General features: G+C 44.7%; 13 protein-coding genes. 9 read left to right on the forward strand and 4 right to left on the reverse strand.

What is annotated here, in order from left to right; all coding sequences use genetic code 11:
- Positions 1 to 266 precede the first annotated feature (266 nt).
- Positions 267 to 968 (forward strand): peptidoglycan-binding protein, encoded by a 702-nt coding sequence (locus NC997_RS15885; RefSeq protein WP_190529951.1) that lies wholly within the window; start codon positions 267 to 269, stop codon positions 966 to 968.
- Positions 969 to 1131: 163 nt separating this feature from the next.
- Here NC997_RS15885 and NC997_RS15890 read toward each other — a convergent pair whose 3' ends face one another.
- Both NC997_RS15890 and NC997_RS15895 read right to left on the reverse strand, forming a co-directional pair.
- Positions 1132 to 2022: a hypothetical protein gene (locus tag NC997_RS15890; RefSeq protein ID WP_190435590.1), complete on the reverse strand. Its 891-nt coding sequence runs from the start codon at positions 2020 to 2022 to the stop codon at positions 1132 to 1134.
- A gap of 177 nt (positions 2023 to 2199) precedes the next feature.
- Positions 2200 to 3591, reverse strand: a complete 1392-nt coding sequence (locus NC997_RS15895; protein ID WP_190529953.1) for a malic enzyme-like NAD(P)-binding protein — start codon at positions 3589 to 3591, stop codon at positions 2200 to 2202.
- Positions 3592 to 3743: 152 nt separating this feature from the next.
- Between NC997_RS15895 and NC997_RS15900 the strand changes: the two genes are divergently transcribed.
- Positions 3744 to 4178 carry an SRPBCC domain-containing protein gene (locus NC997_RS15900; RefSeq protein WP_190413358.1) on the forward strand — a complete coding sequence of 145 codons (435 nt, stop codon included), beginning with the start codon at positions 3744 to 3746 and terminating at the stop codon, positions 4176 to 4178.
- 350 nt (positions 4179 to 4528) lie between these two features.
- The gene (locus NC997_RS15905) at positions 4529 to 7621 is read left to right on the forward strand and encodes a CHAT domain-containing protein (RefSeq protein WP_190529955.1); all 3093 of its coding nucleotides are present in this window, start codon (positions 4529 to 4531) and stop codon (positions 7619 to 7621) included.
- A gap of 31 nt (positions 7622 to 7652) precedes the next feature.
- On the opposite strand, the gene NC997_RS15910 is transcribed toward NC997_RS15905, so the two are convergent.
- Both NC997_RS15910 and NC997_RS15915 read right to left on the reverse strand, forming a co-directional pair.
- Positions 7653 to 8399 (reverse strand): DUF6816 family protein, encoded by a 747-nt coding sequence (locus tag NC997_RS15910; protein WP_190529957.1) that lies wholly within the window; start codon positions 8397 to 8399, stop codon positions 7653 to 7655.
- 86 nt (positions 8400 to 8485) lie between these two features.
- Positions 8486 to 8893, reverse strand: a complete 408-nt coding sequence (locus NC997_RS15915) for a ChuX/HutX family heme-like substrate-binding protein (RefSeq protein ID WP_190435600.1) — start codon at positions 8891 to 8893, stop codon at positions 8486 to 8488.
- 742 nt (positions 8894 to 9635) lie between these two features.
- Between NC997_RS15915 and NC997_RS15920 the strand changes: the two genes are divergently transcribed.
- The 6 genes from NC997_RS15920 (at position 9636) to NC997_RS15945 (ending at position 25795) form a co-directional block, all read left to right on the forward strand.
- Entirely contained in the window at positions 9636 to 11933 is a 2298-nt protein-coding gene (locus NC997_RS15920; RefSeq protein ID WP_348257804.1) for a filamentous hemagglutinin N-terminal domain-containing protein, read from the forward strand.
- 317 nt (positions 11934 to 12250) lie between these two features.
- On the forward strand, positions 12251 to 14749 hold the full coding sequence (locus NC997_RS15925) for a CHAT domain-containing protein (protein WP_348257805.1): 2499 nt from the start codon (positions 12251 to 12253) through the stop codon (positions 14747 to 14749).
- 471 nt (positions 14750 to 15220) lie between these two features.
- Positions 15221 to 15994 carry a DUF928 domain-containing protein gene (locus NC997_RS15930; RefSeq protein ID WP_190413370.1) on the forward strand — a complete coding sequence of 258 codons (774 nt, stop codon included), beginning with the start codon at positions 15221 to 15223 and terminating at the stop codon, positions 15992 to 15994.
- Between the two features lie 218 nt (positions 15995 to 16212).
- Positions 16213 to 21819: a PAS domain S-box protein gene (locus NC997_RS15935; RefSeq protein WP_190529964.1), complete on the forward strand. Its 5607-nt coding sequence runs from the start codon at positions 16213 to 16215 to the stop codon at positions 21817 to 21819.
- Positions 21820 to 21823: 4 nt separating this feature from the next.
- Complete coding sequence (locus NC997_RS15940; RefSeq protein ID WP_190529966.1) at positions 21824 to 23797, forward strand: adenylate/guanylate cyclase domain-containing protein; 1974 nt, start codon at positions 21824 to 21826, stop codon at positions 23795 to 23797.
- 15 nt (positions 23798 to 23812) lie between these two features.
- Entirely contained in the window at positions 23813 to 25795 is a 1983-nt protein-coding gene (locus NC997_RS15945) for a diguanylate cyclase (RefSeq protein ID WP_190529968.1), read from the forward strand.
- The last annotated feature ends 49 nt before the right edge of the window (positions 25796 to 25844 follow it).

Consider the following 25844-nt stretch of genomic DNA (forward strand, 5'->3'; position numbering starts at 1 on the left):
CAGCTTGACAGACCCTCTGAAGCTTCAGTCATATTTGATACCACTAATTGTTCACCAATTGCTGATGTTGCCTTCAAAATAGAAGGATTCTATTGGATATCAGCACGCTGAAAGGTCGAACCCGGTAGCGCACGCGACGCGATCGCAATTAGCTGTTATGGCGATCGCTTGCGAAAAATAAACGGTAGAATGCCCAATTCAGCTTAAACTGTAACTGTTCAAATCGCTATCGCGCTTAATCAGTGAGTGAGTGAGGAGATTGAGCTATGTGGAATAGGTTTGGAATGCCTTTAGCTGCGGTGATAACCATAACCGCCAGCTTAGTTAGTTATCAAGTAGCTATAGCCGAACGCAGCCGCGATTACACGCCAAGGGAATTTCGTTCCTTGTTGCGCGGCTTTGGGTATAACGTCACAGTTGGAGATACTCTGACGGATGAAGCCACGATAAGGGCTATCCGCGAGTTTCAGCAGGGATATAAGCTAACACCTGTTGATGCTACAGCGGGGCCGAAGACACAGGATTATGCCGCAAATATCGTTAGAATTCTTCAGGCAAACTTGAATCTTGCCGTTAAGCCAAATCCGCCCCTTCCCCGTAACCAGTTTTATGGTCCGCGCACTGAAGATGCTATCAGGCAGTTTCAGAGACAATTTAATTTGCCGGTAACTGGCATTGCTACGTTACCAGTTCGTCAGAGACTCGACCAAGAAGCAAGAAGAATCCTCGGATTTGAACAGCAATCGCCAGCGCCAGCGACAACACCAACACCCCAATCAGCGCCAGAACCAACACTAGCGCCATCGCCATCACCGAGTCCCGCGCCAACGCCCCGCGCCACCCCAACGCCGAGTCCGAGTCCATCGCCATCCCCAAGACCGGCTCCGAGTCCTAGCCCATCGCCAAGACCAACGTCGAGTCCAAGCCCATCCCCGGCTCCCAGCCCAAGTCCATCGCCTTCCAGCTGATAAATCTTTAAGGTGCTGTGGGTCTAAATCGCATAGCGATCGCGCTGAGTTGGGAATGGATAATCAGTCAGTGGTTAGGAATCATTATTTAAAAGACTTATGACTACTGACTACTGACAATTATCCAGACTCAACTTCTGGGAAAATTCAATCTCAGGGCAGCTTAAGACTTTGCATTCTCTGGGATTGGTCTGCCCTTTGGCGCTGGGGGTAAAATTGGGGGACGTTCGTAGGGCATGGGAATGTACTGCACGCTTGGACGTCCGCCTTGGGGCTGCGGATAGAAATCCATCAAGTTATAGATTGACATTGGCAGCCCTACCGTTATTGGCATACCAAGCTCTGTGGCTTCTTCGACTGTAATCGGATAGTCATGGGTGACGCGCCCTGTAGTGATAGCGTCCACAATCCGTTCGATGTTTTCGGGAGCAATTTTCGGTTGGGGAATATTGTCTTTTAGGAGGGTTCGGACAAAGCGCTGCACCTGATCCATCGCTTTGCGCGAGAGGTCTGCCATGATGATCGTGTTGTCGTCGATTTCGCTAATTGGCTTCTGTTCGATGACTTTGAGGACACTCGCCGCTGCCATATTTCCCAACTGGGGATCGACTGGGCCTAAGACAGCGTTGGCATCCATGACGATTTCATCAGATGCTAAAGCTAACATGGTGCCGCCGCTCATGGCGTAGTGGGGTACAAACACGGTGACTTTGGAAGGGTGGCGAATTAACGCTCGAGCAATCTGCTCGGTTGCTAGCACTAAACCACCTGGGGTATGCAAGATTAGATCGATGGGAACTTCGGGAGGTGTGAGGCGAATTGCCCGTAGCACCTGTTCTGAATCTTCAATGCTAATGTAGCGCGAGATGGGAATTCCTAAGAAACTAATCGATTCTTGCCGGTGAATTAGCAAAATCACTCGACTATTGCGCGATCGCTCGAAATTCCGCAAGGCTTGCACTCGCTGAAAAGCCAAGCGGCGTTGTTGGAAGGCGGGCAAGATCGAGCTGACAGCCAGAAATACCCAGAAGAGGTCAAAGAAACTAAAGCTCATTATTCCCTAGCAAGAACGCAGTATTTCCCCTTATTCTTCCAATATCTAGAAAATTGAAACTCTATCTGTAGAGCAAACTATTTCAAAGATGAAAATGGGGAGTCGATTGTTGGTCGCTTCCCCGCTTTCCAGTTCCAGACGCGATAGATTGCGCCTGGAACCAGCTGCTTTTCTCGCTTAATGGCGGGCGATGCCCTCTTGACGGGCGGCGGCTTGCACAGCACCGGCGACGGCATTGACAACGCGCGGGTCGAACACGGAGGGAATGATGTTTTCCCGGTCGAGGTCGGAGGGTTTGACTAAAGAAGCGATCGCGTAAGCGGCTTCTAGATACATCGTGGTGGTAATGGTCTCTGCACGACAATCGAGCGCCCCGCGAAAAACGCCAGGGAAGGCGAGGACGTTGTTAATTTGATTCGGGTAGTCGCTGCGTCCGGTTGCCATGACCGCGACATCTTCTGTGACTAATTCCGGCTGAATTTCAGGAATGGGATTCGCCATTGCAAAGACAATCGGATCTTTTGCCATCGAACGCACCATTTCCGGCGTTACAACTCCAGGCGCACTGACGCCTAAGAAGACATCAGATTGTTGCATGGCATCTGCCAAGTTACCGCTGGCTTCGACAGCAAATTCTTGCTTTTCCGGGGTGAGGTCGGTGCGTTGGCTGGACAGAATGCCTTTAGAATCGCACATCCAGATGGATTGTGCGCCCGCTTTCTTGAGCAAACGAGCGATCGCTACCCCAGCAGCACCCGCCCCATTGATCACAATTCGGACATCCGCTAAGGATTTTTTCACTAACTTGAGGGCGTTAATCAATGCGGCAAGGCTAACAATTGCGGTGCCATGTTGATCGTCGTGAAACACCGGAATATCGAGTTCCTGCCGCAGTCGCGCTTCAATCTCAAAACAACGGGGGGCAGCAATATCTTCCAAGTTAACGCCGCCAAAGACTGGGGCAAGATTTTTTACCGTGCGGATAATTTCATCTGTGTCTTGGGTATCTAGGCAAATCGGAAAGGCATCAATCCCGGCAAATTCTTTAAACAACATCGCTTTGCCTTCCATTACCGGCAATGATGCGGCTGCGCCCAAGTTGCCCAATCCCAGTACAGCGCTACCATCGGTAACAATCGCAACCGTGTTTTGTTTAATCGTGAGAGTGTGAACCTGTTCCGGGTCCGATGCGATCGCCATACAGATGCGACCGACGCCGGGAGTGTAAGCCATTGCTAAATCGGCTTGACTTTTCAGCGGAATCTTACTCTGCATCGCGATTTTGCCGCCGCGGTGCAAGTTAAAGGTGCAATCGTAGACATCGATTACCTTGACATCTGGCAATCCTTTCACGGCTTGCACAATTTGTTCGGTGTGTTCCGTGCTGGCAGCATCGACGGTGATTTCTCGCACCACGATATTGCGAGTCCGCTCGATTAAACTAATTTGACCGATGTTACCGCCGACACTAGCGATCGCGGTGGTAATGCTTGCTAACATCCCAGTGCGATTGGGAATCTGGAGGCGAATCGTTAAACTGAAGCTAGAGTTGGGTGTTAGGTTGACCATGCTGACTAAGGATTTTAGATTTAAGATGATAGATTTTGGATTGGGAATCTAAAATCCTTTCCTCCAAAATCCAAAATTGTTCGCTCCTAGCCTAAAGGAGCTGCAAGTTTCCAATTGTACCCAGTTACACTACCGGATTAGCTGCCGCAATAATGGCGAGTCTCTATACCGAAATTGAAATTAATGCTCCGAAGCAGGAAGTTTGGCAGGTTCTGTTGAAAAAAGAAAAGTGGTACAAGTGGAACACTTTTTTATTTGACCTCGATCCAACGGTGCCATTTAAGCAGGGGGAAGAAGTTTTACTCTCTGTGCGGCGCGTACCGGGTGAGGAGGAAACAGAGTTTCAGCCGTTGATTACTAGAGTGCAGTCTGGACTATGCCTCGCTTGGGTTTCCTCGATTCCTGGCTTTAAGAATGAGTATGTCTTTGAGTTGCAAGAGATTGGTATTGGACGGACTAAATATTTCCACCGCAACACGTTCTCAGGGGTGCTGACTCGTGTATTTATGCCCTTCATTCGGGATGATGAGCAGCAAGGCATCAAGCGGATGGCGCGGGAGTTGAAGCGTTATGTGGAACGGATGTAAATTCTGGGGACGCCTGCCTTGGCGATTAAAAATTGCGGCGATATAAACTCAGTCCCCGTCGCGGACTGATGAAATTAAAACCCGCGCACCATCCGGGTTTTGGCTATATAGCCGCAGCTGCTACTCGCTGGGGCAACTCGGTTACAAAAACTGTTACCAGCCCTTTTCTACAAGTTGCTGCCGAATAAGATTGTTTTAAGATAAGACTCCTTCAGAAGCCGTGGAACTCCAACTCCCACGGTTTTTTACTTTATGTTTAGGCACGGAATATTAGGTACGGACTTCCCGGAACGGAAGCAGTAGGGCTAGATTAGGCGAGAAATTGTCTAGCTTGCTTGTGGAGTCTACCCATGTACCCACGTTTGAAATCTGGTAGAGACGCGATATCTCTTGTCTCTACAATCGCTGCAACACTTCTCATTTGCCTGAATTCATCCATTGATGGGCGTTCATCCCATCCCTATGCACCCCTACCAGCATCAGCACAGGTACAAACAACTCAAGAGCGAAAAGCCGAAGCGTTGCGGCTGAACCAGGTAGGTGTTCAGCAGTTGAATACAAGTAAGTTTCGAGTTCAACGAGCGTTACAAACATTAGGTGTTCGGCAGTTGAATACAAGGAAGTTTCGAGTTCAACAAGCGTTACAAACATTTGAGCAAGCTTTGGTCATTGTCAGAGCTATTGGCGATCGCCAAGGCGAAGTGGTAACTCTCAACAATATTGGGGAGGCGTACCTCCAACTAGAGCAGGATTCCAAAGCCCTGAAATCACTTCAGCAAGCTTTAGCAACATTTGAGCAAGCTTTGGTCATTGTCAGAGCTATTGGCGATCGCCAAGGCGAAGCGGTAACTCTCAACAATATTGGGGAGGCGTACCTCCAACTAGAGCAGGATTCCAAAGCCCTGAAATCACTTCAGCAAGCTTTAGCCATTGCTATTGGCGATCGCCAAGGCAAAGCGGTAACTCTCAACAATATTGGGGAGGCGTACCTCCAACTACGGCAGTATTCCAAAGCCCTTGAATCACTTCAGCAAGCTTTAGCCATTAACAGAGAAGTGAATAACAAGACTGGCGAAGTAGAAACTTTTGGCATTATTGCGCGAATTTACAGTTTGCAAGGTCAAAAACCCAAAGCCCTAGAAATTCATCAGCAAGCTTTAGCTATCTTCAGAGAATTGGGTAACAGAGTTAATGAGTACCACACTCTCCTAGATATTGGGGAAATTTACAGCGATATAGGTCAGTATGCCAAAGCCTTGGAATCACTTCAGCAAGCTTTAGCCATTAACAGAGAAGTTGGCAACAAATTCCTCGAAAGTGCAATTCTCAGCCGTATTGCCTGGGTTTACCAAACTCTTGGTCGGGATTCCAAAGCCCAGGAATTTGAGCAGCAAGCTGCAAAGATAAGCTCTCCCTTCCCGATTGGGGAAATTAACATCCCACCACGTCTGGATGCCAAAACCCTGGAATTAGCTGAGCAAGCTTTAGCCATTTCCAGAAAAGTCGGCGACACGTCAGCACAAATTGAAGCTCTCAAGATAATTGCGGCTATTTACGTCACCTCACGTCAAAATTCCAAAGCCCTGGAATCAAGTCAGCAAGTTTTAGCCATTGCCAGAAAAGTCGGCGACACGTCAGCACAAATTGAAGCTCTCAAGGGTATTGAGTTTATTTACTTAGCCTTAGGTCAACATTCCAAAGCCCTGGAATCAATTCAGCAAGCTTTAGCCATTTCCAGAGAAGTTGGCGACCGATTAGAAGAAGCAACCATTCTCCGAGAGATTAGTGATATTTACTTAATCTCACGTCAAAATTCCAAAACCCTGGAACCATTGCAGCAAGCTTTAGCCATTGCCAGAAAAGTCGGCGACAAAACGAGAGAATTCTCTACTCTCACACAGATTGCGGACATTTACCACTACACTCTAAGTCAGTATCCACTAGCGCTAGAATTCTATCAGCAAGCCTTAGCTATTGCCAGGGAAGTCGGTAATAAGCCTAACGAAGCAGAAACCCTCAGAGCTATAAGCTTTGTACACCTTCTAACTGGCAATTTTGCAGAAGCAACAGAAACTCTACTTACTACAGTTAAGGTTATGGAATCTGTACGATCGCAATTAAGTGATGCCGATAAAGTGGCGATTTTTGAAAAGCAGGTTAACAATTACATGGCTTTGCAAAAAGCCCTCATCGCTCAAAATAAGACTGAAGCTGCTATAGAAATTGCCGAACGGGGTAGAGCAAGGGCATTTGTGGAGTTATTGGCTAATCGATTAGCCTCTAATCCAACTGCTCAAGTCACTATTAAGCCACCTAGTATTAAAGAAATTCAACAAATTGCCAAAGAACAAAATGCCACCATAGTTGAATATTCAATTGTTGATCTCGAAGATAGACAAAAAGTCTTAGAATTAGCACTTTACATTTGGGTCATCAAGCCTACAGGAGAAGTAGCATTTAAGAAAGTTGACCTTAAATCGCTAAAAAGCTCCTTAGAAGACCTTGTTACCAACAGCCGTAACTCCATCGGCGTCAGAGGTCGTAACATTTTTGATGTAGACGTAGTTGCTAAGCCTGAATCAGACCAAACTCAACGCTTACAGCAACTGCATAAACTCTTGATAGAACCGATCGCGCAATTCCTCCCCACTAATCCTAGCGATCGCGTTATCTTCATTCCCCAAGAATCCCTATTTTTGGTGCCGTTCGCAGCACTCCAAGATGCCAATGGCAAATACTTAATCGAAAAACACACAATAGTGACAGCACCGGCAATTCAAGTATTACAGCTAACACAGCAACAACGGCGAGAGGTTTCAGGAACACAGGTGCTGGTGGTCGGAAATCCCACAATGCCTAAAATTTCGCCCAAGGTAGGAGAACCGCCGCAGCAATTATCTCAGCTACCGGGTGCAGAAAAAGAAGCACAAGCGATCGCGCAACTCCTCAATACCAAACCCATTATCGGCAATGCCGCCACCAAAGCCGCTATCTTGCCACAGATGTCTAAAGCTAAGATTATTCATCTAGCGACACACGGACTACTAGATGATTTTAAAGGGTTGGGCGTACCGGGGGCGATCGCGCTGGCACCTGCGGGAACAGATGACGGTTTGCTGACTTCTGCTGAAATTTTCGACTTGAAGCTAAACGCCGAATTAGCCGTCCTGAGTGCCTGTGACACGGGAAGAGGCAAAATTACTGGTGATGGCGTCATCGGGTTATCTCGTTCTTTGATTTCCGCAGGAGTTCCCAGCGTAATTGTCTCCCTATGGTCGGTACCAGATTCTCCCACAGCATCCTTGATGACCGAATTTTATCGCCAAATGCAGCAAAATTCTGACAAAGCCACTGCACTCCGTCAAGCTATGCTGACAACAATGAAACAACACCCCGATCCCAAAAATTGGGCTGCATTTACCCTCATTGGCGAAGCACAATAAAGTTTTAAAAGAGGCTATTTCTCGCGTTTGGCTATTGAACTGGCAAAAGTTGTAGTTGATAGCGATAAAGTGCAACGGGTCGATCGACAGCTTTGAAATAGTCTGGATCTTGAGGCGAGAGGTAAATTGCTGTTACTTGATCGGCTTCAATGGATGAGTGAATCCGGTGATAAGCAGTTGTGGTTTCCACTGTATTGAAATACGGCTGAGGGGTGCCGCGAAAGACTTGCTGAGACACTTCTGTGGCAATAAATCGATCCGGGGCGAGTGTTTCGGTGCCTCGACTCGTGACAATTGAGACTAGCTGGCGATCGCCTCGCAGTAAAGTCACCTGACGATTGGGAGAATTGGGATCGACTTTGACCGAGAGGATCGCGCGATCGCCTAAATATGCCTTCCCGATACTCAACCCGTTAAACGCCCGATCTGCCACTACCGGCTGATTTTTGCCTTTTGTTGAGACAGTTATCGCGTCTTGATTTTTGAATCGCACGGGGAAACTAACGGGCTGATTCAGCTGGCGACGATTACTTTCAAACCCAGGCGTCACAATTTCTGGCGCTAAGGGTGCCACTAAATCCACTAACGTACTGGTAACGTTCCAAGTACCTTCCATCCAGTCAGGATAAACTAAGTCACCCTTCGCGGCGCTGACGAGTGGTTTACTGTCCCAGTGAGGAAACTGCGCCAAACGGTCAGCTAAAACCCCCGCCTGCGCTTCCCCTCCCCATAGCAGCAACCCCAAAATTAGGAAACAACCCCAAAAGACTCGTTGCATCACGGTAAGCGTCGGTTTGTTTGTCGGTTTAGATAGCTTTTAAACACAGAAATATCCTCAACTTACCGGGTTTTCAAGCATTTCGACTACACCGAATCAACGGGTACTGGTTCCCAAACTTCTCCATATTTCTCCTGAAGAGACTGCCATGCTTCTACTTGTCCTGGTTCGTATTCTCCTGGTTTGCCCCACTGGAGAAATGCGCTCAAGGCGGGTTCATTTTTCTCATCTAAAAAGCGAATAGCATAGGTAGTAAAGTTACCGCGTTTTGATTCGCCCATCTCAAATTTTACCTGCTTAATAGCATCCATATTCAGGTGAAACTCGAATATGTCAGCGTGCATATTAGCGTACTTACCCTTAGGTAATTCTGCATAAAACAGCTTTTTCAGCGGGCCGCGTACTTCCAAAACAGCAGCACTGCTGGTCACAATCAGACGCAGTGTTCCTAAATTTTCGCAGGCTTCTAAAAATTCTTTCAGGTTAGCTTTCATGGTAAATTTGAATGTTGGAAAAAGTAAAGCTTTGTTGACATTAATGTGACATTAGGATGACTGATTCTCTAAGTAATCTTGAGGTTTTTGGCAAAAACCTCATGTTAGATAATCAATTTCCCTCATTTTAAAGCATACAAAATCATCCACACATCAAATTAGCTATTTATTGAAACTCCGAACAAAGCCACCAAGCAACTAAAACCCAGCACAATTGTTTTCGGTTTTCCTTCTACCCTTGTTCTAGCTTTTGCATGGGAATGCTTTTGCATTCAGCGCAGCGGCACAGGCACAGTCGATTGTCTCTGTGACCGATGGCACTGGCATCCATATTATATAGAAGGGCGATGTCCTAAAAGACGATTTCCGGTTCACTTCGACATCACTGGCGGTACTCTTTCAGGCGACAAGGCGAATCTCTTCCATAGCTTCAGCCAATTCGGTTTTAGCCAGAACCAAATTGCCAACATTCTCTCTAATCCGTCTATTTATCTTTTGACTAACACAACTTAAACCTCTCCATCTAAATTCCTGTTGTTGTAATCTTTGAGCGCAAATCCCTTTTTTTAATAGGTCATCTATTCAGGAAAACACGGTAATGATAAACTATTTTATAGGAGCTATCCATCCCACATTTTGTATTACAATCTACCTTTCCCTAGAAGTTTAGGGTGTATTTTCCCTAGGGCAAGTTGTAGATCGCGTATACTGTAGGCAAGCGCTACCTTTGAGTTTAAAAACTGTGAGCCAGCCTGGTCATTTTCTCTGGGTGACTGGTACGATTTTCCTTTTATGGTTAAATAATTCTAGCTGCACCTTAGCACAAATTATTCCGGATGCTACGCTGCCAAATAATACTATTACTATCCCAGAAGGGAACGCCATCCGAATTGAGGGTGGCACGCAAGTAGGCGGCAATCTATTTCATAGCTTTACAGAATTTTCTGTTCCTATAAATACTGAAGCTTTCTTCAACAATGCCCTAGACACTCAAAACATCTTCAGTCGCATTACAGGTAGCAATCTTTCTCATATTGATGGATTGATTCGAGCCAACGGCACAGCTAATTTGTTTTTTATCAATCCCAACGGCATTACTTTTGGCTCAAATGCCAAACTCAATATAGGTGGTTCCTTTCTCGCCTCGACTGCTAACAGCATTCAATTTAGCAATGGAACTCAGTTTAGCGCTACCAAGCCTAGCGCCCCCCCATTGCTAACGATAAATGTTCCGATAGGCTTACAATTTAACGCTTCAAACGCAGGAGTTATTCGCATTCAAGGATCGGGACACAATTTCAGGTTCGGACAAACAGGCGGACTAGAGCCGAATACGAAAACCGAGGGTCTAGCGGTGCAACCTGGGAAAACCTTAGCTTTAGTCGGGGGAGAAATCGCCTTAGAGGGCGGTAATTTAAAAGCTGAGTCGGGAGCAATTGAGCTTTGGTCAGTTACTCGTGGCTCATTGCCAATGCAAGTCAGCAGCGAACAAATCAACTTCAACAATGAACAACAACTTGCAGAATTAGGAAGTATTAATTTATCGGGTGCTGCTTCAGTGGATAGCAGCGGCGCACAGGGAGGTTCGTTTCAGATACAAAGCCGAAATCTGAAACTAGAACAAGGTTCGCTCATCGTATCCCTCACAGAAGGATCTCAACCGGGGAGAAGCGCCACCATCAATGTTTTGGATACTGTAGAACTGATTGGTAGAACAGCCGATGGCAGAATCGGTAGCGGCTTTTTTGTTCAGACGAATGGTGAGGGAAAAGGCGGCAATTTAACAATTACAACAGATCGGTTGCTACTAAGAGATGGAGCATCCATTGGTATGGGGACTAACGCTTCAGGGAATTCTGGTACCTTACGAGTGCAAGCGAGGAATGTTCTCTTGGGCGGTCTTTCAGCAAATGGATCGCGTCTGACGGGTATTTTTTCTAATCCTACTTTTGCCTCAACTGGAGTTGGCGGTGATGTGATTATTGATGCTAAACAACTATCTCTTGAAAATGGAGCGGTGATCTCTGTGTCTACCTTTGGCGCAGGTCAAAGTGGCAACATAACAGTTCGAGCCAATGACGTACAAATACGAGGAACTTCTGCAACTGGGGGAATTGGTAGCGGTTTTTATGCTAGGACTAGCTTAAGCAATATTGCGAGTTCTCCACCGCCGTTGACGGGAAATTCGGGCAACGTAACAGTAATTGCTAACAGATTGAGCTTTCGGGAGCGGGCAACAATTAATGTTGCTAATTTTGGGAAAGGCAATGCTGGTAATATTAATATTCGCGCTGCCATAGTTGAGCTAGATAATAACTCGATTATTAGAGCGACTCAGCGACAGGCGGAACAGGGAAATATTACGATTGAATCTCAAGATTTGCGATTGTGGCGCAACAGCCTAATTACGACTGATGCCAGTAACATCATCCTGTTTGATACGGGTCAGACAATTGCAAATAATGATATCAGTACCAATGGTGGCAACATCATTATTAATACAAAAACGTTAGTCGCGTTAGAAAATAGCGATATTACTGCCAATGCTCAACAAAGCTTTGGGGGTCAAGTAAGAATCAATGCTAGCGGCATCTTTAAAACTTCAAATAGCGATATCACCGCCACTTCTAGTCGAGGAACTCAGTTCAGTGGGATTGTCCAAATTAATACTGCTGATGTGAACCCTTCTTCTGGCTTAGTTGCACTACCAGAAAATTTTACTGACATTAGCAAACAAATTTCCCAAGGTTGTTTGGCTTCTAGGGGGAATAGTTTTGTTGTCACTGGACGCGGCGGCTTGCCAGCAGATCCCAATGAAACTTTGTTAGGAAGTACAGTATGGCGGGATTTGCGCCTCCCTAGGGGTAATACCTCCTTACCTGTCCCCGTTTCCAAGACTGCCTCTGCACGTACTCCAATGGTGGAGGCAACTGGATGGGTAAAAAATTCTAATGGTGAGGTAGAGTTGGTTTCCAAATCTATCAATGGTGTGGCTCAAAGTTCCTGGGATGAAATTGCTAGTTGCAGTGTTTCTAAGTAATATAACAATCTTCAATTATTCATGGAATCTTCCGTCTCTTTTCTTTAGTGTCCTTTGCGGTTTATTAAATTTTAAAACTAACTTTAGATTGCTAGAGACTTATTGCAAAAGAAGTTTTATCTTTTGAACCGCAGATAAAAACAGAGAAATATGAATAACCCTTTAATTTTGCAAAAACTTTTATGCTAAAAATAAGGTGGCTTATAAAAAGTATTCATTATCGGATTTTGCTAAGCTTGTTGACACTTTTTTTGGTGACAGCATTTTTACCGGCACTAGCGCAGACTAATCTTAAATTTTCTTATTTTGATTCACAATTGGTATCAATTGTTAAAAATATTCCGGATTCTGATGCTCCTTCAGAATCTAAACAGAATGATGCCTTTGTACTAGAACAAGGCAGAACCCTGTATGAAGCAGGACGATTTAATGAAGCGATCGCATTCTGGCAACAAGCGCTCGAAAACCTGGAGGCGCAGGGCAATCGCCTCCACGCTGCCCTCGTTTTAAGCTATCTGTCGAACGCTTATCAAGAATTGGGTCAATGGGAGCAAGCGAAAAACGCGATCGCTCAAAGTCTCAACTTATTGCAAACCCAACCCGATGCAGCCACTCTTGCCCAAGTTTTGAATACTCAAGGCAGCCTCCAGCTAGCATTGGGACAAACGGAAGCGGCTTTAGATACATGGAAACAAGCTGAAAAAGCTTACGGTTCAGCAGGCGACGACGTTGGGAAATTAGGCAGTTTGATAAACCAAGCTCAAGCTTTGCAAGCATTAGGACTCTACCGACAAGCTAAAACAAACTTAGAACAATTAAATACTCAGTTGCAAAACTTGCCAGATTCCTCGCTGAAAGTATCAGGATTGCGAAGTCTGGGAGTTACCTTACAAGTAGTCGGAGATTTAACTCAGTCCCAGCAGGTTTTAGAACAAAGTTTGTCACTCGCCCAAAGGCTAAACTTTCCCTTAGAAATTAATGCCAGTTTATTTAGTTTGGGAAATACTCTTAGAGCTTTACAAAAACCGAGGGAAGCGCTGGAAATCTACCGAAAGATAGTAGAGAGTTCTCCCAATTCTTTAGTTTTAGAAGTCCAACTGAACCGATTAAGCCTTTTAGTAGAAACTGGACAACCAGCCGCAGCCCAAGCATTATTACCCCAAATCCAGTCTCAATTAGAGAGTATCTTACCTAGTCGCGCTGCTGTTTACAGTCGAGTGAACTTGGCTAGAACTCTCATAAAATTGGGAAATCGGGGAGAGCGATCGCAGATTGTCAATTCTCAAGAGATTGCCCAGATATTAGCAAAAGCTGTCGAACAAGCGCGAATGCTTAAAGACTCGCGTGCTGAATCTTACGCGCTGGGTCAACTCGGATACCTGTACGAACAAACGCAGCAATGGAAACCAGCGGAGGAGCTGACGAGACAAGCACTCGCGATCGCGCAAGAAATTAATGCTTTTAGTATTGTGGCTCGTTGGGAAGGACAACTCGGCAAACTTCTCAAACAGCAAGGCGATATTCCGAATGCGATCGCGGCTTACACCAAAGCTGTTAATACCTTACAATCCCTCCGCAGCGACTTGATCGCGCTGAATCCCGACGTTCAACTTTCCTTTCGCGAAAACGTCGAACCCATTTATCGTGAGTTAGTAGAGTTACTGTTAGAATCTAATCCCAGCCAAACCAATATTAAACAAGCTCGCGAAGTCATTGAAGCGCTACATCTAGCAGAATTAGATAACTTTTTTCGAGAAGCTTGTTTAGATGTTCAACCCCAGCAAATCGATCAACTCGATCCTCAAGCAGCAGTCATCTACCCTATTATTTTGTCAAATCGTTTAGAGGTAATCTTATCTTTACCCGGAAAACCTCTCAGCCATTACTCGACTAGGCTAGTGAAAAATGATATTGAAGAAACGCTGGAGCAGTTATTAGAATCTCTTAATCCATTTTTTTCAAGTGAAGCTCGTTTGCGTCTGTCTCAGCAAGTTTATCGCTGGTTAATCCAACCTGTTGAAACAGAATTAACTAAAAGTAATATCGCCACTTTAGTATTTGTGCTAGACGGTTCGTTGCGAAGTTTACCAATGGCAGCGCTGTACGACGGTAAACAATATCTCATTGAAAAATACAATATAGTAGTAGCTCCGGGTTTACAGTTGGTTGCACCACGAGTGGGAAGTGCGTCGTTAAGCCAGTTACTTGCCCAAAAGCGAAACAAAATTTTAGCAGGCGGAATTACCGAAGCTCGACAAGGTTTTCCAGCATTGCCAGGAGTAGGAGCTGAAGTCAGCCAAATCGCGTCTGAAGTTCCTTCCAAAGTATTTATAAATGAGGATTTTACCGAAGTAAACTTACAAAACTATCTGAATAAAAATTCTTTTACGGTTGTTCATTTAGCTACTCACGGGCAGTTTAGCTCTAGCTCAGATTCTACATTTATTCTGACGTGGAATGGTAGGATAAATGTCAAAGAATTCGAGAATTTATTACGTTCTAGAGATCCGAGTACTTTTAATCCGATTGAACTATTAGTTCTGAGTGCTTGCCAAACTGCAACTGGTGATAAGCGAGCGGTATTAGGATTAGCAGGAGTAGCCGTGCGGTCTGGCGCACGCAGTACTTTAGCAACTCTCTGGTCAGTGCAAGATGAATCCACGGCTAAGCTTATGGGCGAATTTTATCAGCAACTCTTACAAGGAGAAAGCAAAGTTAAAGCCCTTCGTCAGGCACAGATAGCTCTGCTAAAACAGCCAAAATATGCTCATCCTTTTTACTGGTCATCTTTTATTTTAGTAGGAAGTTGGCTTTGAATAGGTAGGAGTTTTCCGTCCACTTACTTTGCAATTTTTGGAGGTTCTGTTTCTATAAGGCTAACAGAGAGTTACCCCCAGGTAACATAGCAATCGCAAAACGGTTCGGATAAGATGATTCCTTAAACAGCAATAGATTAAAAAGCCTCGATAAGCCTTGTCTCTAGGCAGCGAAAATTATTGCATATTTCTACTAATTGAACCGTATTGATGGCAATCCTATTGGAGTTATGAGCTAGCGGTTCAGATTCCGAACTTCTTAACCAAGTCAGGAATTTCGCATTCACGAACCCTTTATCTGCCTATTTTTAGCCTTAACTTTCGATAGAAACTCTAAAAGTCCATAAACATGATTACTGTTCGCTGGGGAACTTCTTACAACAACCAAGTATTTCTACTGAAGAAATCTACGTGTTATTACAGTAATAATTAGGTGTAAATTCAGTACAATATTTTTTTTGAGGTAAGAAAATGGTACAGCACAAATCTTTTACCACTCAAACGCTAGTTGCATTTTTTTTATCACTAGGACTGATTATTGCTCCTAGCTTTTTGACTAAAGCGATCGCCCAATCCGAGTCGGTTAACCAATCTCAAACTCTAGCGGGTACTTCGATAGGTCGCGTAACCTTTGAACCTCCAGGAAGTGGACAACCAGATGACACCGCAGGAGGTGCATCTCGTGGTGATGAATGTCCTCAAGCAGTAATCGCTACAGGCGAGTGCGTGACTCCGCTGGTGCCAATAGCTACAAGCAAGTTGACAGTAGCAGAGCATCCAACATTCTTAGTTTATGTACCTCCAACTTCTGCTAAGGAAATATTTTTTGGATTAGTAGACGAAAATAACAATTTTCATTACCAAGCAAAAATTCCGATTTCGAGTCAAGAAGGCATTCTTAGTTTCAAACTTCCAGATAATGCGCCACCTCTAGAAATTGACAAGAAGTATCGGTGGACTTTTATCATCATTGGCGAACAAGGACTCAGACCCGGTAGTCCTGGGGTACAAGGAGAAATTCGACGAGTTAAACTCACTTCCGAGGTAATGAGCCAGCTTCAGAATCAACCTCTACTAGAGCGTGCTGCTCTGTATGGAAAACACGGGATTTGGTTCGATACCGTAGCAAGTTTAGCTGAAGCTAGACGCTTAGAGCCGAGTGAAGCAACTTTGGCTTCAACATGGCAGGAATTGTTAAACTCAATTGGACTACAAGCGATCGCTACCAAGCCACTTTTAAACTAGGCTATGGGAAAATCTAAGGTTTTGAGGATTTAAGAGTAGGGCAGAAAAGGATTGAATTAGTTCAGTAAATATACGTAGGACGGAAAGCAGGCGAGTTGAGTCGGATGCTGCCAAATCAAATTCAAGCATCAATCAATTGCCAAAATCGATAAGGGGAATGGGGAAAGAAGAAGCATTTTCCTTTTCCCCTTCCTCTTATTTTTGATGCTCATAAATTAATGGTACAAAAACTTAAAAACCAAGTTCGGCAATGGCGCGGGCTACTGATTACAGCTCCGATTGTGGCTTGCACAGTCATCGCTACAAGTTCTTTAGGCGTCCTGCAAATATTTGACTTGGCGATATTGGATCAATTTTTTCGCTGGCGACCTCGCGAACCAATCGATCCCCGTATTGTAATTATTACTATCAATGAATCAGATATTGAAAAAGTCGGACGATGGCCTATTTCTGATGCTCTGTTAGCTGAAGCGATCGCAAAACTGAAAGTTCAGCAACCCAGAGCCATTGGCTTGGATATTTATCGAGATTTGCCAGTCCCTCCTGGTCATCAAGCACTGGTGAAAGTATTTGAATCTACGCCTAATCTAGTGGGTGTCGAAAAAGCGGTAGGAAATCCGGTTGCTCCACCCCCAGCGTTGAATCGTCTGAACCAAGTGGGACTCGCGGATTTGGTGTTAGATGCAGATGGCAAAGTCCGTCGAGGGTTGCTATCTATTAGAACATCTGATGGTAAAACCCATCTGAGCTTAGGCGCAAAGCTGGCTTTAATGTATCTGGAAAAAGAAAAGATTAGCCTCCAGAGCATTGGTGCTAATAAATTGCGATTAGGGAACGCTGTATTTACCCCATTTACGGGAAATGAAGGCGGTTACGTTCGTGCCAATTCTGGTGGGTACCAGATTTTGTTGAACTACCGGGGGATGTTAGAAAATTTCTCCACGGTATCGATGACGGATGTTCTAGAGAACCGCATCCCGCCCAATCTTTTACGCGATCGCATTGTCTTAATCGGCGCAATCGGCTCTAGCTTCAATGACCTTTCCTTCACCCCTTATAGTAGTAGTCTCTTTGCGACTCCCAAACGATTACCGGGCGTCGTCATTCATGCCAATTTAATCAGTCAAATTTTGAGTGGTGCTTTAGAGGGTCGTCCTTTGATCCAGGTTTGGTCTCAACCAAAAGAAGCCTTATGGATTTTGGTCTGGTGTTTGATTGGTGGTGGAGTGAGTTGGACGTTACTTCGCTTCAACCCCTTGAAACAGAATGTTGCTGCCAGATGGATCGTCTCTGGGGTTAGCATTTGCTTAATCGGGGGAATTCTGACAAGTGGCAGTTACCTAGCTTTTTTAGCCAGCTGGTGGCTCCCTGTCGTTGCCCCGCTAATCGGCATGACTGGCTCTGCGGTTGCGCTGATCGCTTATCGCAGTCTGGAAGACCAGCACATAGCAAACCTGGAGCGCAAACAAGCAGAAGCCGCGCTGCGGGAAAGCGAAGCGAAGTTTCGCCATCTCGCGGAAAATGTACCGGGCGTAATTTTCCGGTACATCCTCCATCCAAACGGCAGCCATGAGTTTACTTACATGAGTTCTGGCGCTCGTGATATCTATGGATATGAACCAGAAGCGATCGTCCAAAATCCTCAGATTGCCTGGAATGCGGTGCATCCCGATGACCTGCTTTTGCTAAATGAAACCATCCTAGTTTCTGCTAGAGACTTGCAGCCTTGGTACTGGGAAGGTCGCATTACCTCGCTTTCTGGTCACTTGAAATGGGTGCAAGCCACTTCCCGCCCGGAACAGCAAGCCAATGGTGACATTATTTGGGATGGCTTGCTCGTTGACATCACCTGGCGCAAGCAAGCAGAACATCTGCTAGCCGACTACAACCGTACTTTAGAAAGCCAAGTACAAGAGCGCACTGCTAAACTAGCCCAAACCAATGCCCAGCTAGAGCAGGAGATTGTCGAACGAAAGCAGGTAGAAGCAGCCTTGCATCAGAATGAAGAACGAATGCAGGCGCTTTTGAGCGCGATTCCCGATGCAATGTTCCGGCACCGGATAGACGGCACTTATTTAGACGTAAAAGCAGGCGAAGAAGCCTTTCAGATGCTGCCTGAAGCTTTAATTGGCAGAAACTTATGGGATTTACCGTTGCCCGAACAGGTTAAAAATGACCTGCTAGAGTATTTTCGGGTAGCAGTTGAAACCGGAGAGCGACAAACCTACGAACACGAGGTGGAAAAACCCGATGGCATTCACAACTACGAGACACGCATCGTCAAAAGTGGTGCTGATGAAGTGGTTTGTATCGTGCGAGATATCACAGAACGCCAACGTTTCACGGCTGCTTTAGAGGAAAGCGAAGAACGCTATCGTTCAGTCGTGACAACGATGGCAGAAGGCATTGTTTTGCAGGATGCCAACGGTGTTATCCATACCTGTAATGCCAGTGCTAACAGAATTCTCGGCTTGTCTCGCGAGCAAATGATGGGGCGAACTTCCCTCGATCCCAGCTGGCGAGCCATTCGTGAAGATGGTTCGCCCTTCCCAGGAGAGGCACACCCAGCAATGGTGACGCTACGAACTGGCGAACCTTGCTCTGATGTAGTGATGGGAGTTTACAAGCCAGATGGTAGCTTAACCTGGATTTCTATTAACGCCCAACCTCTATTTCGGGCTGGCGAATCTCTGCCGTATGCAGTGGTATCTTCATTCGCGAATATTACGGCTCGCAAACAGGCAGAACTGGCATTAAAAGAAAGCGAAGCCCGTTTTCATGGGTTCATGGATAACAGTCCGGCGGCTTCTTGGATCACGGATGAAAATGGGCGAATTGTTTTCTCTAGCAAAACCTACCGCCAGATACTCCAAATCCCAGACGGCTATGTAGTTGGAAAAACTGTTACAGAGCTTTATAGTGATGAATTCGCGCAACAGTATCTGGAAAACATTCGGAAAGTCATCCAAACGAATCAGTCAGTAGAGGCGATCGAACAAGCTCCCAGAACGGACGGCACAATCGGGGATTTTCTGGTATACAAGTTTCCGCTGGCGAACCTCTCTGGAGAACGCCTTGTTGGAGGTGTGGCGATTGACATCACCGAGCGCAAACGGGCAGAGCAAGCGCTCAAAGAGAGCAACGAACGTTTTGAGCTAGCGGCATCGGCAATTAAAGGATATGTTTACGACTGGGATCTGAAGCAGAATATTGTTCTGCGGACGCAGGGACTCTATGAAACGAGTGGATACCGTCCCGAAGAAGCCGGACTCACAGGTCAGTGGTGGGTTGATCGCGTCCATCCGGAGGATTTGCCGCAGGTTTCGCGAACGTTTTCCCAGGCGATCGCTCATCAAAATGAGTATATGCTTGAATATCGGTTCCGTCACCGAGAAGATCGCTACACTCACATGGTGGATTATGGGGTGGTTGTGCGAGATGCAGACGGACAGGCACTTCGAGTCGTCGGTCATGCTATCGATATTAGCGATCGCAAACGAATAGAAGAAGCTTTACGGGAGAACGAAGCTCGCTTGCGAAGCCTTGCCGATAACCTTCCCGGTGCGGTTTTCACCTACACTTACTGTGCTGACGGCAGACATTTTCTAGACTACATCAGTGAAGGGTGTGGCGAACTTTTAGGGATTTCCGCTCACGAGGCGATGGAAAATTTCTCTGCCATATTAGCTCGATATCACTCAGAAGACCTCCCTGGTTATAACGCCGCTTTAAAAATCAGCCTCGACAATTTAATGCCTTTCTATTATGAGTGGCGGTATCTACACCCAGATGGGAGCGCTCGTTGGCTGGCAGCTAGCTCTCGCCCGGAATCCCAAGCTGATGGCAGCATAATTTGGCGGGGGGTACTTCTAGATATTAGCGATCGCAAAATTGCTGAAGAAGCTCTTCGGCAGCAACAAGAGTTCCTGCGAAAGGTAATTGATAATGACCCCAACACCATTTTTGTAAAAGACTGGGAAGGACGCTTTGTGCTGCTTAACAAAGCTGCTGCCAAGCTCTACAACACGACTGTCGAAGAACTGGTGGGTAAACGGGATGTAGACTTCCATCCATTCTTAGAGGATGTTGAGCATTTCCTCCAAGAAACCCGCTCTATCATTGAAACGGGTCAAGCCTTATTTATTCCCGAAGAAAAAGTGACAGGCGCAAATAACCAAGATAAATGGTTTCAGTGGCAAAAGATTCCTCTGCATCCACCTGCAAGCGATAAAGTCTGCGTTTTAGGAATCGGAGTCGATATTACCACTCGTAAAATAGTAGAAGCTGAACTTGAACGAGCCAAAGAAGCCGCTGAGGCTGCTAACCGCGCCAAAAGCATCTTTCTCGCCAACATGAGTCACGAACTCCGAACCCCCCTCAATGCCATTTTAGGCTTTTCCCACCTCATGAGTCGTGCCCCCAATCTTTCAACAGAACAGCAAGAAAATCTCACGATCATTCGTCGCAGTGGAGAACACCTGCTGACACTGATTAACCAAGTCCTTGACCTATCCAAAATTGAAGCTGGACGCATGACGCTGAGTGAAAATAACTTCAATCTTTACAGTTTGCTAAATGATGTCGAAGCGATGTTTTCTTTGAAAGCTACAGAAAAGAGCTTAAACCTAAAATTTGATTGTGATGTTGATGTTCCCCGATACCTCCGCACAGATGAAGTCAAGTTGCGTCAAGTGTTGATTAACCTACTAAGTAACGCCGTTAAATTTACCGATTCCGGAACAGTCTTAGTTAAAGTGAAATTAGGGACAACAAATTCCGAATTTCCTTCTTTCTCTACCCTTTTCTCTATTATTTTTGAAGTTTCCGATACGGGAGCCGGTATTGCTTCCGACGAACTTGACAAAGTATTCAAAGCTTTCGAGCAAACAGCCGCCGGTCAACAAGTACAAGAAGGAACTGGCTTAGGATTGACAATTAGCCGTCAATTTATCCATTTAATGGGAGGTGAAATCACCCTCATTAGTGGTGGCAAAGTTTTCACTCCGGGAACCCCCATCAGGGAATTTAGTGACGATACAAGTGCTTTATTTGCAAAGGGAACAACGTTTAAATTTAACATTCAAGCAAATATTATTGCTACCAGCGAGATTGCAATCCCCCTCCAAAACCGCCGCGTTATTGCACTCGCACCCCAGCAACCTCGCTATCAAATACTAATCGCAGATGATAGCGATTTTAATCGCCAACTGCTGCTTAAACTCCTCCAGCCTCTTGGCTTTGAATTACTAGAAGCCTCTAATGGCAAAGAAGCATTAGAAATCTGGGAACGTAGTTCACCCCATCTAATTTGGATGGATATACGAATGCCGATAATGGATGGCTATGAAGCCACTAAACAGATTAGAAAACGAGAGAATCAGAAACCTTCAGTTCAAAAGACATTAACCAATTCTCGTACCGCGATTATTGCCCTGACTGCCAGCGCCTTAAATGAAGATCAAGCATCTGTTATTGAAGCTGGCTGTGATGATTTTATTCGCAAACCTTTTCGAGAAGAAGATATTTTTAATGCTCTCCACAAGCATTTAGATGTCTCTTTTACTTATGAGGAAATGGCTGCTACATCTGAGAAAAAAATACTGGAACTGCCAGTCTTAAATACTGCCGACTTGGCTGATTTACCTAAAAATTGGTTAGAAGATTTCTATCAGGCTCTTGTTGAGGGAGATTTAGAAATTATCGTTACACTGATTGAGGAACTGCATCCCAAAAATGATGTTTTGTCAAAAACTTTAATGACATTAGTTAATCAATACCAGTTTGAGCAATTGTTGATATTGATTCAATCTGTGAAAGACTTATAATCCAATGGAAATATCTATCGCTAGACCTAATATCCTAGTAGTTGATGATAATCCTGCAAATTTAAAACTTCTCTTCCACATCTTATCTGAAAAGTCTTACAAAGTGCGAGTTGCACCTAGCGGTCAACTCGCACTCAACGCTTGCAATTCAAATCCTCCTGATTTGATTTTGCTTGATATCAATATGCCAGAAATGAATGGATATGAAGTTTGTCAACGTCTAAAAGCTTCTCAGAAAACTCGCGACATTCCAGTTATTTTCATTAGTGCTTTAGATGATACGAATAACAAAGTAAACGCCTTTACAGTTGGTGGTATTGACTATATCACAAAACCTTTTAAACGTTTAGAAGTATTAGCCAGAATCGAGAATCAGCTACGCATTCGAGAGCTAAAAATGCAACTAATAGAGCAAAATAAGTTATTGCAAGAACACCTAGATTCACGGCGAAAAGCAGAAGTTGAACTTCGTCTTTTACTCGCAACAACTCAAGCGATTAGTCGCAAAAATAATGTTCCTTCCGTGTTACAAGCTGTACTGCGCTTAGTTGGGATAACAATTCAATGGGATTATGGTGAAGCTTGGTTGCCCACCGAAGATAATAATATTTTAGAATGCAGTCAGAATTGGTATTCTAGCCACGCTAGTTTCTGGGATTTCAAAAAACAAAATAGAACAGTTGCCTTGGCTTCTAATCTAGGCTTACCAGGTAAAATATTTGTTTCTAAAAAACCAGAATGGGTAGAAAAGATTCTAAATTCCGGAGATTTGCCGATTTTAGGCGAGGAAATAGGAAATGCTAGTTTAGCATCTGCTTTTGGAGTTCCCATTATACTAAACGAACGAGTATTAGCTATTCTGGTTTTCTATAAAAAAGGTTCGGTTCCGATTAATTTACATACCATTAATTTAGTAACCGCCGTAGCTACACAATTAAGTCCTTTAATCTATCACAAGCAAACTGAAGAAATTCTCAGAATTACTCAAGAACGCTATCACAGTATTGTTGAAAATGCAGTAGAAGGAATTTATCAAACAACACCTTGCGGGCGTTATTTGAGCGCTAACTTAGCACTGGCGAAAATTTATGGGTATGAATCTCCAGAAGAATTAATAAACAGTAGTCAAAATGTTGAAGAACAACTTTATGTTAACTCGAATCGACGGCGTGAATTTATAGAAGAAATGAATTCTAATCATGCTGTCAGGGGATTTGAGTCTCAAGTTTACCGCCGAGATGGGACAATTATTTGGATTTCTGAAAACGCGCGTTCAGTCTGTGATTCAAAAGAAAAACTTCTCTATTACGAGGGAACGGTTTCTGATATCACAGAGCGAAAATTGGCTCAAAAACAAACAGAAAAACTTTTATTAAATATATTACCTAAACCAATTGCTGAGCGGTTACAACAAAAGCAGCAAGTTATTGCCGATAGTTTTTCTGATGTTAGTGTTTTATTTGCTGATTTAGTAGGGTTTACTAACTTTGCATCTACAAAGACTCCAACTGAACTCGTAGAAATTCTCAATCAAATTTTTATTGAATTTGATTTGTTGTCTAATCGACATGGATTAGAAAAGATAAAAACAATTGGAGATGCATATATGGTAGTAGGAGGACTACCAATACCAAAAGCGGATCATGCTTCATCAATTGCCAAAATAGCGCTAGATATGCAAAGTTTTATTGCTAGATTCAATACCCAAATTAATGAAAAGTTCAGTCTTCGTATAGGAATTAATATTGGACCTGTAGTTGCTGGAGTAATTGGTTTAACAAAATTCAGCTATGACTTATGGGGAGATACCGTGAATGTGGCTTCCCGGATGGAGTCAAGTGGGATTCCTGGTCAAACTCAGGTAACGGCTGCCGTTTACGAACGCTTAAAAGAACAGTTCCTTTTCCAAGAACGAGGGACTATTTCAATAAAAGGGAAGGGGGAGATGATGACTTATCTGTTGATTGGTCAAAAATAACGATAAAAACACTTTATGGATCAGGGTCAAGATTTAAAATTAAAAGAGAAAATACTGGTAGTAGACGATACTCCAGCAAATGTTAGTTTGTTAACTAAAATTTTGTCAAATCATGGATATAAAGTGCGTGTTGCTCTGAGTGGTAAGCTAGCGCTGCAATCAGTTCAGGCAAGCCCTGCCGATTTGATTTTGCTCGATATCAAAATGCCGGATATGGATGGGTATGAAGTTTGCCGACAGTTGAAAGCCTCAGAGCAAACCTGTAGTATCCCAGTTATTTTCATCAGTGCTTTAGATGCAACCTTTGATAAGGTGAATGCTTTTACATTAGGGGCAGTAGATTACGTCACCAAACCGATTGAGCCGATTGAGGTTTTAGTACGAATTGAACATCAATTACGGCTGCGTCGGTTTCAGTTACAGATGCAAACTCAGAATACACAATTACAACTTTTACTGACTACAACTCAAGCAATTAGTTCTGCTGCTGATGTAGAAGAAGCATTAGAAGTCATTTTAATCAATCTTTGTCAAAATCTCGGTTGGGATATTGGGGAAGTATGGATGCCTTCCTCGAAGGGGACTGTACTTGAATATTGTCGATGTTGGTACCAGGATATCCGTTTTGATGAATTTCGACGCCAGAGTGAGGCGTTTCGTTTTTCTCTTGGGGAGGGATTGCCAGGACGAGTGTGGCTGTCCCAACAAGTGGAATGGATCGCAGACATAACGCAGGAGAACTCGACCCTTTTTTTGCGGAGTCAAATTGCCAAGCAAGCGGGACTTAAAGGAGTCTTAGGAATTCCAATCGCCTTCGACCATCAAGTGTTGGCAGTTTTGATATTTTTTCATGAGCAGGAAATCACGCCGGATGAGCGATCGCTCCAACTCGTCAATGCAGTCGCGACCCAATTAGGCTCAATGATTCAGCGCAAGAAAGCAGAGGAAGTGTTGCGACAACAAGCAGCACGGGAACGGCTAATTGCTGAAGTTACTCAACAAATTCGCCAATCGCTGAATTTAGACGAGATTCTGGATGCGACAGTCAACAGCATTCGACAGTGTTTGCTTTCGGATCGGGTAGCTATCTACCAGTTCGCCGCTAACAATAACGGCACCTTTGTAGCAGAATCAGTTGGTAAAAACTACCCTCACATGTTAGGACAGACTGTGAATCCATCCTGGATTCAAGAAGGTTTTAGCACTTTTTTTCAGGGATTCCCAATCGTTTTGGACAATATTGAAAAGTTTAATTTTACAGGTGATGGGATTGAGTTTTTCCAACGCTATCAGGTCAAAGCTGTTGTAGCAATGCCGGTTTTGAAAGAAGAACGTCTGTGGGGGTTACTGATTGCTCACCAGTGTGCTGCTCCTCGTGACTGGCAGCCATTTGAAGTGGATTTGTTGTCTCAGTTGGCAAATCAGGTAGCGATCGCAATTCATCAATCCCAACTCTACCAATATGTGCAGTCTGCCAATCGGGAACTCCGGCAACTCGCTAACCTAGACGGCTTAACTCAGATTGCGAATCGTCGCCGATTTGATGAGTGTCTGAATACTGACTGGAAGCGACTAAGACGGGAACAAGCACCGCTGTCTTTGATTTTGTTAGATGTGGATTTTTTCAAACGCTACAACGATGCTTACGGTCATCTGGCAGGGGATGATTGTTTGCGGCAGGTGGCTGGTGCGATTAAAAGTGTTGTCCGTCGTCCAGCGGATTTAGTGGCGCGATATGGTGGAGAAGAATTTGCCGTAATTCTTCCCAATACTGATATTGAAGGAGCGGTTTTCGTAGCAGAGGCGATTCGACAGGCAGTCAGTAACTTGGCGCTTCCCCACAGTCAGTCTAAAGTGTGCGGCTATGTAACCGTCAGTTTAGGCGTGGCGAGTAGTGTACCCAATTTAGAACTGTTGCCGCAACATATAATTAATGCGGCTGATGCGGCACTTTATGCAGCCAAAAAAGAGGGGCGCGATCGCGTAGCGCGAGTGTAAGCACTCGGTTTTTCCTTTCTTTGTATGCAACTCCTGACTCAAAATCTCT

It is taken from the genome of Trichocoleus sp. DQ-A2, assembly GCF_039961915.1.
GTDB lineage: Bacteria > Cyanobacteriota > Cyanobacteriia > Cyanobacteriales > FACHB-T130 > FACHB-T130.

What these genes read in the sequence shown, in the direction of transcription:
- NC997_RS15885 (WP_190529951.1), top strand. Translation starts at nt 267, where the DNA reads ATGTGGAATAGGTTTGGAATGCCTTTAGCTGCGGTGATAACCATAACC.
- NC997_RS15890 (WP_190435590.1), bottom strand. Translation starts at nt 2,022, where the DNA reads ATGAGCTTTAGTTTCTTTGACCTCTTCTGGGTATTTCTGGCTGTCAGC.
- NC997_RS15895 (WP_190529953.1), bottom strand. Translation starts at nt 3,591, where the DNA reads ATGGTCAACCTAACACCCAACTCTAGCTTCAGTTTAACGATTCGCCTC.
- NC997_RS15900 (WP_190413358.1), top strand. Translation starts at nt 3,744, where the DNA reads ATGGCGAGTCTCTATACCGAAATTGAAATTAATGCTCCGAAGCAGGAA.
- NC997_RS15905 (WP_190529955.1), top strand. Translation starts at nt 4,529, where the DNA reads ATGTACCCACGTTTGAAATCTGGTAGAGACGCGATATCTCTTGTCTCT.
- NC997_RS15910 (WP_190529957.1), bottom strand. Translation starts at nt 8,399, where the DNA reads ATGCAACGAGTCTTTTGGGGTTGTTTCCTAATTTTGGGGTTGCTGCTA.
- NC997_RS15915 (WP_190435600.1), bottom strand. Translation starts at nt 8,893, where the DNA reads ATGAAAGCTAACCTGAAAGAATTTTTAGAAGCCTGCGAAAATTTAGGA.
- NC997_RS15930 (WP_190413370.1), top strand. Translation starts at nt 15,221, where the DNA reads ATGGTACAGCACAAATCTTTTACCACTCAAACGCTAGTTGCATTTTTT.
- NC997_RS15935 (WP_190529964.1), top strand. Translation starts at nt 16,213, where the DNA reads ATGGTACAAAAACTTAAAAACCAAGTTCGGCAATGGCGCGGGCTACTG.
- NC997_RS15940 (WP_190529966.1), top strand. Translation starts at nt 21,824, where the DNA reads ATGGAAATATCTATCGCTAGACCTAATATCCTAGTAGTTGATGATAAT.
- NC997_RS15945 (WP_190529968.1), top strand. Translation starts at nt 23,813, where the DNA reads ATGGATCAGGGTCAAGATTTAAAATTAAAAGAGAAAATACTGGTAGTA.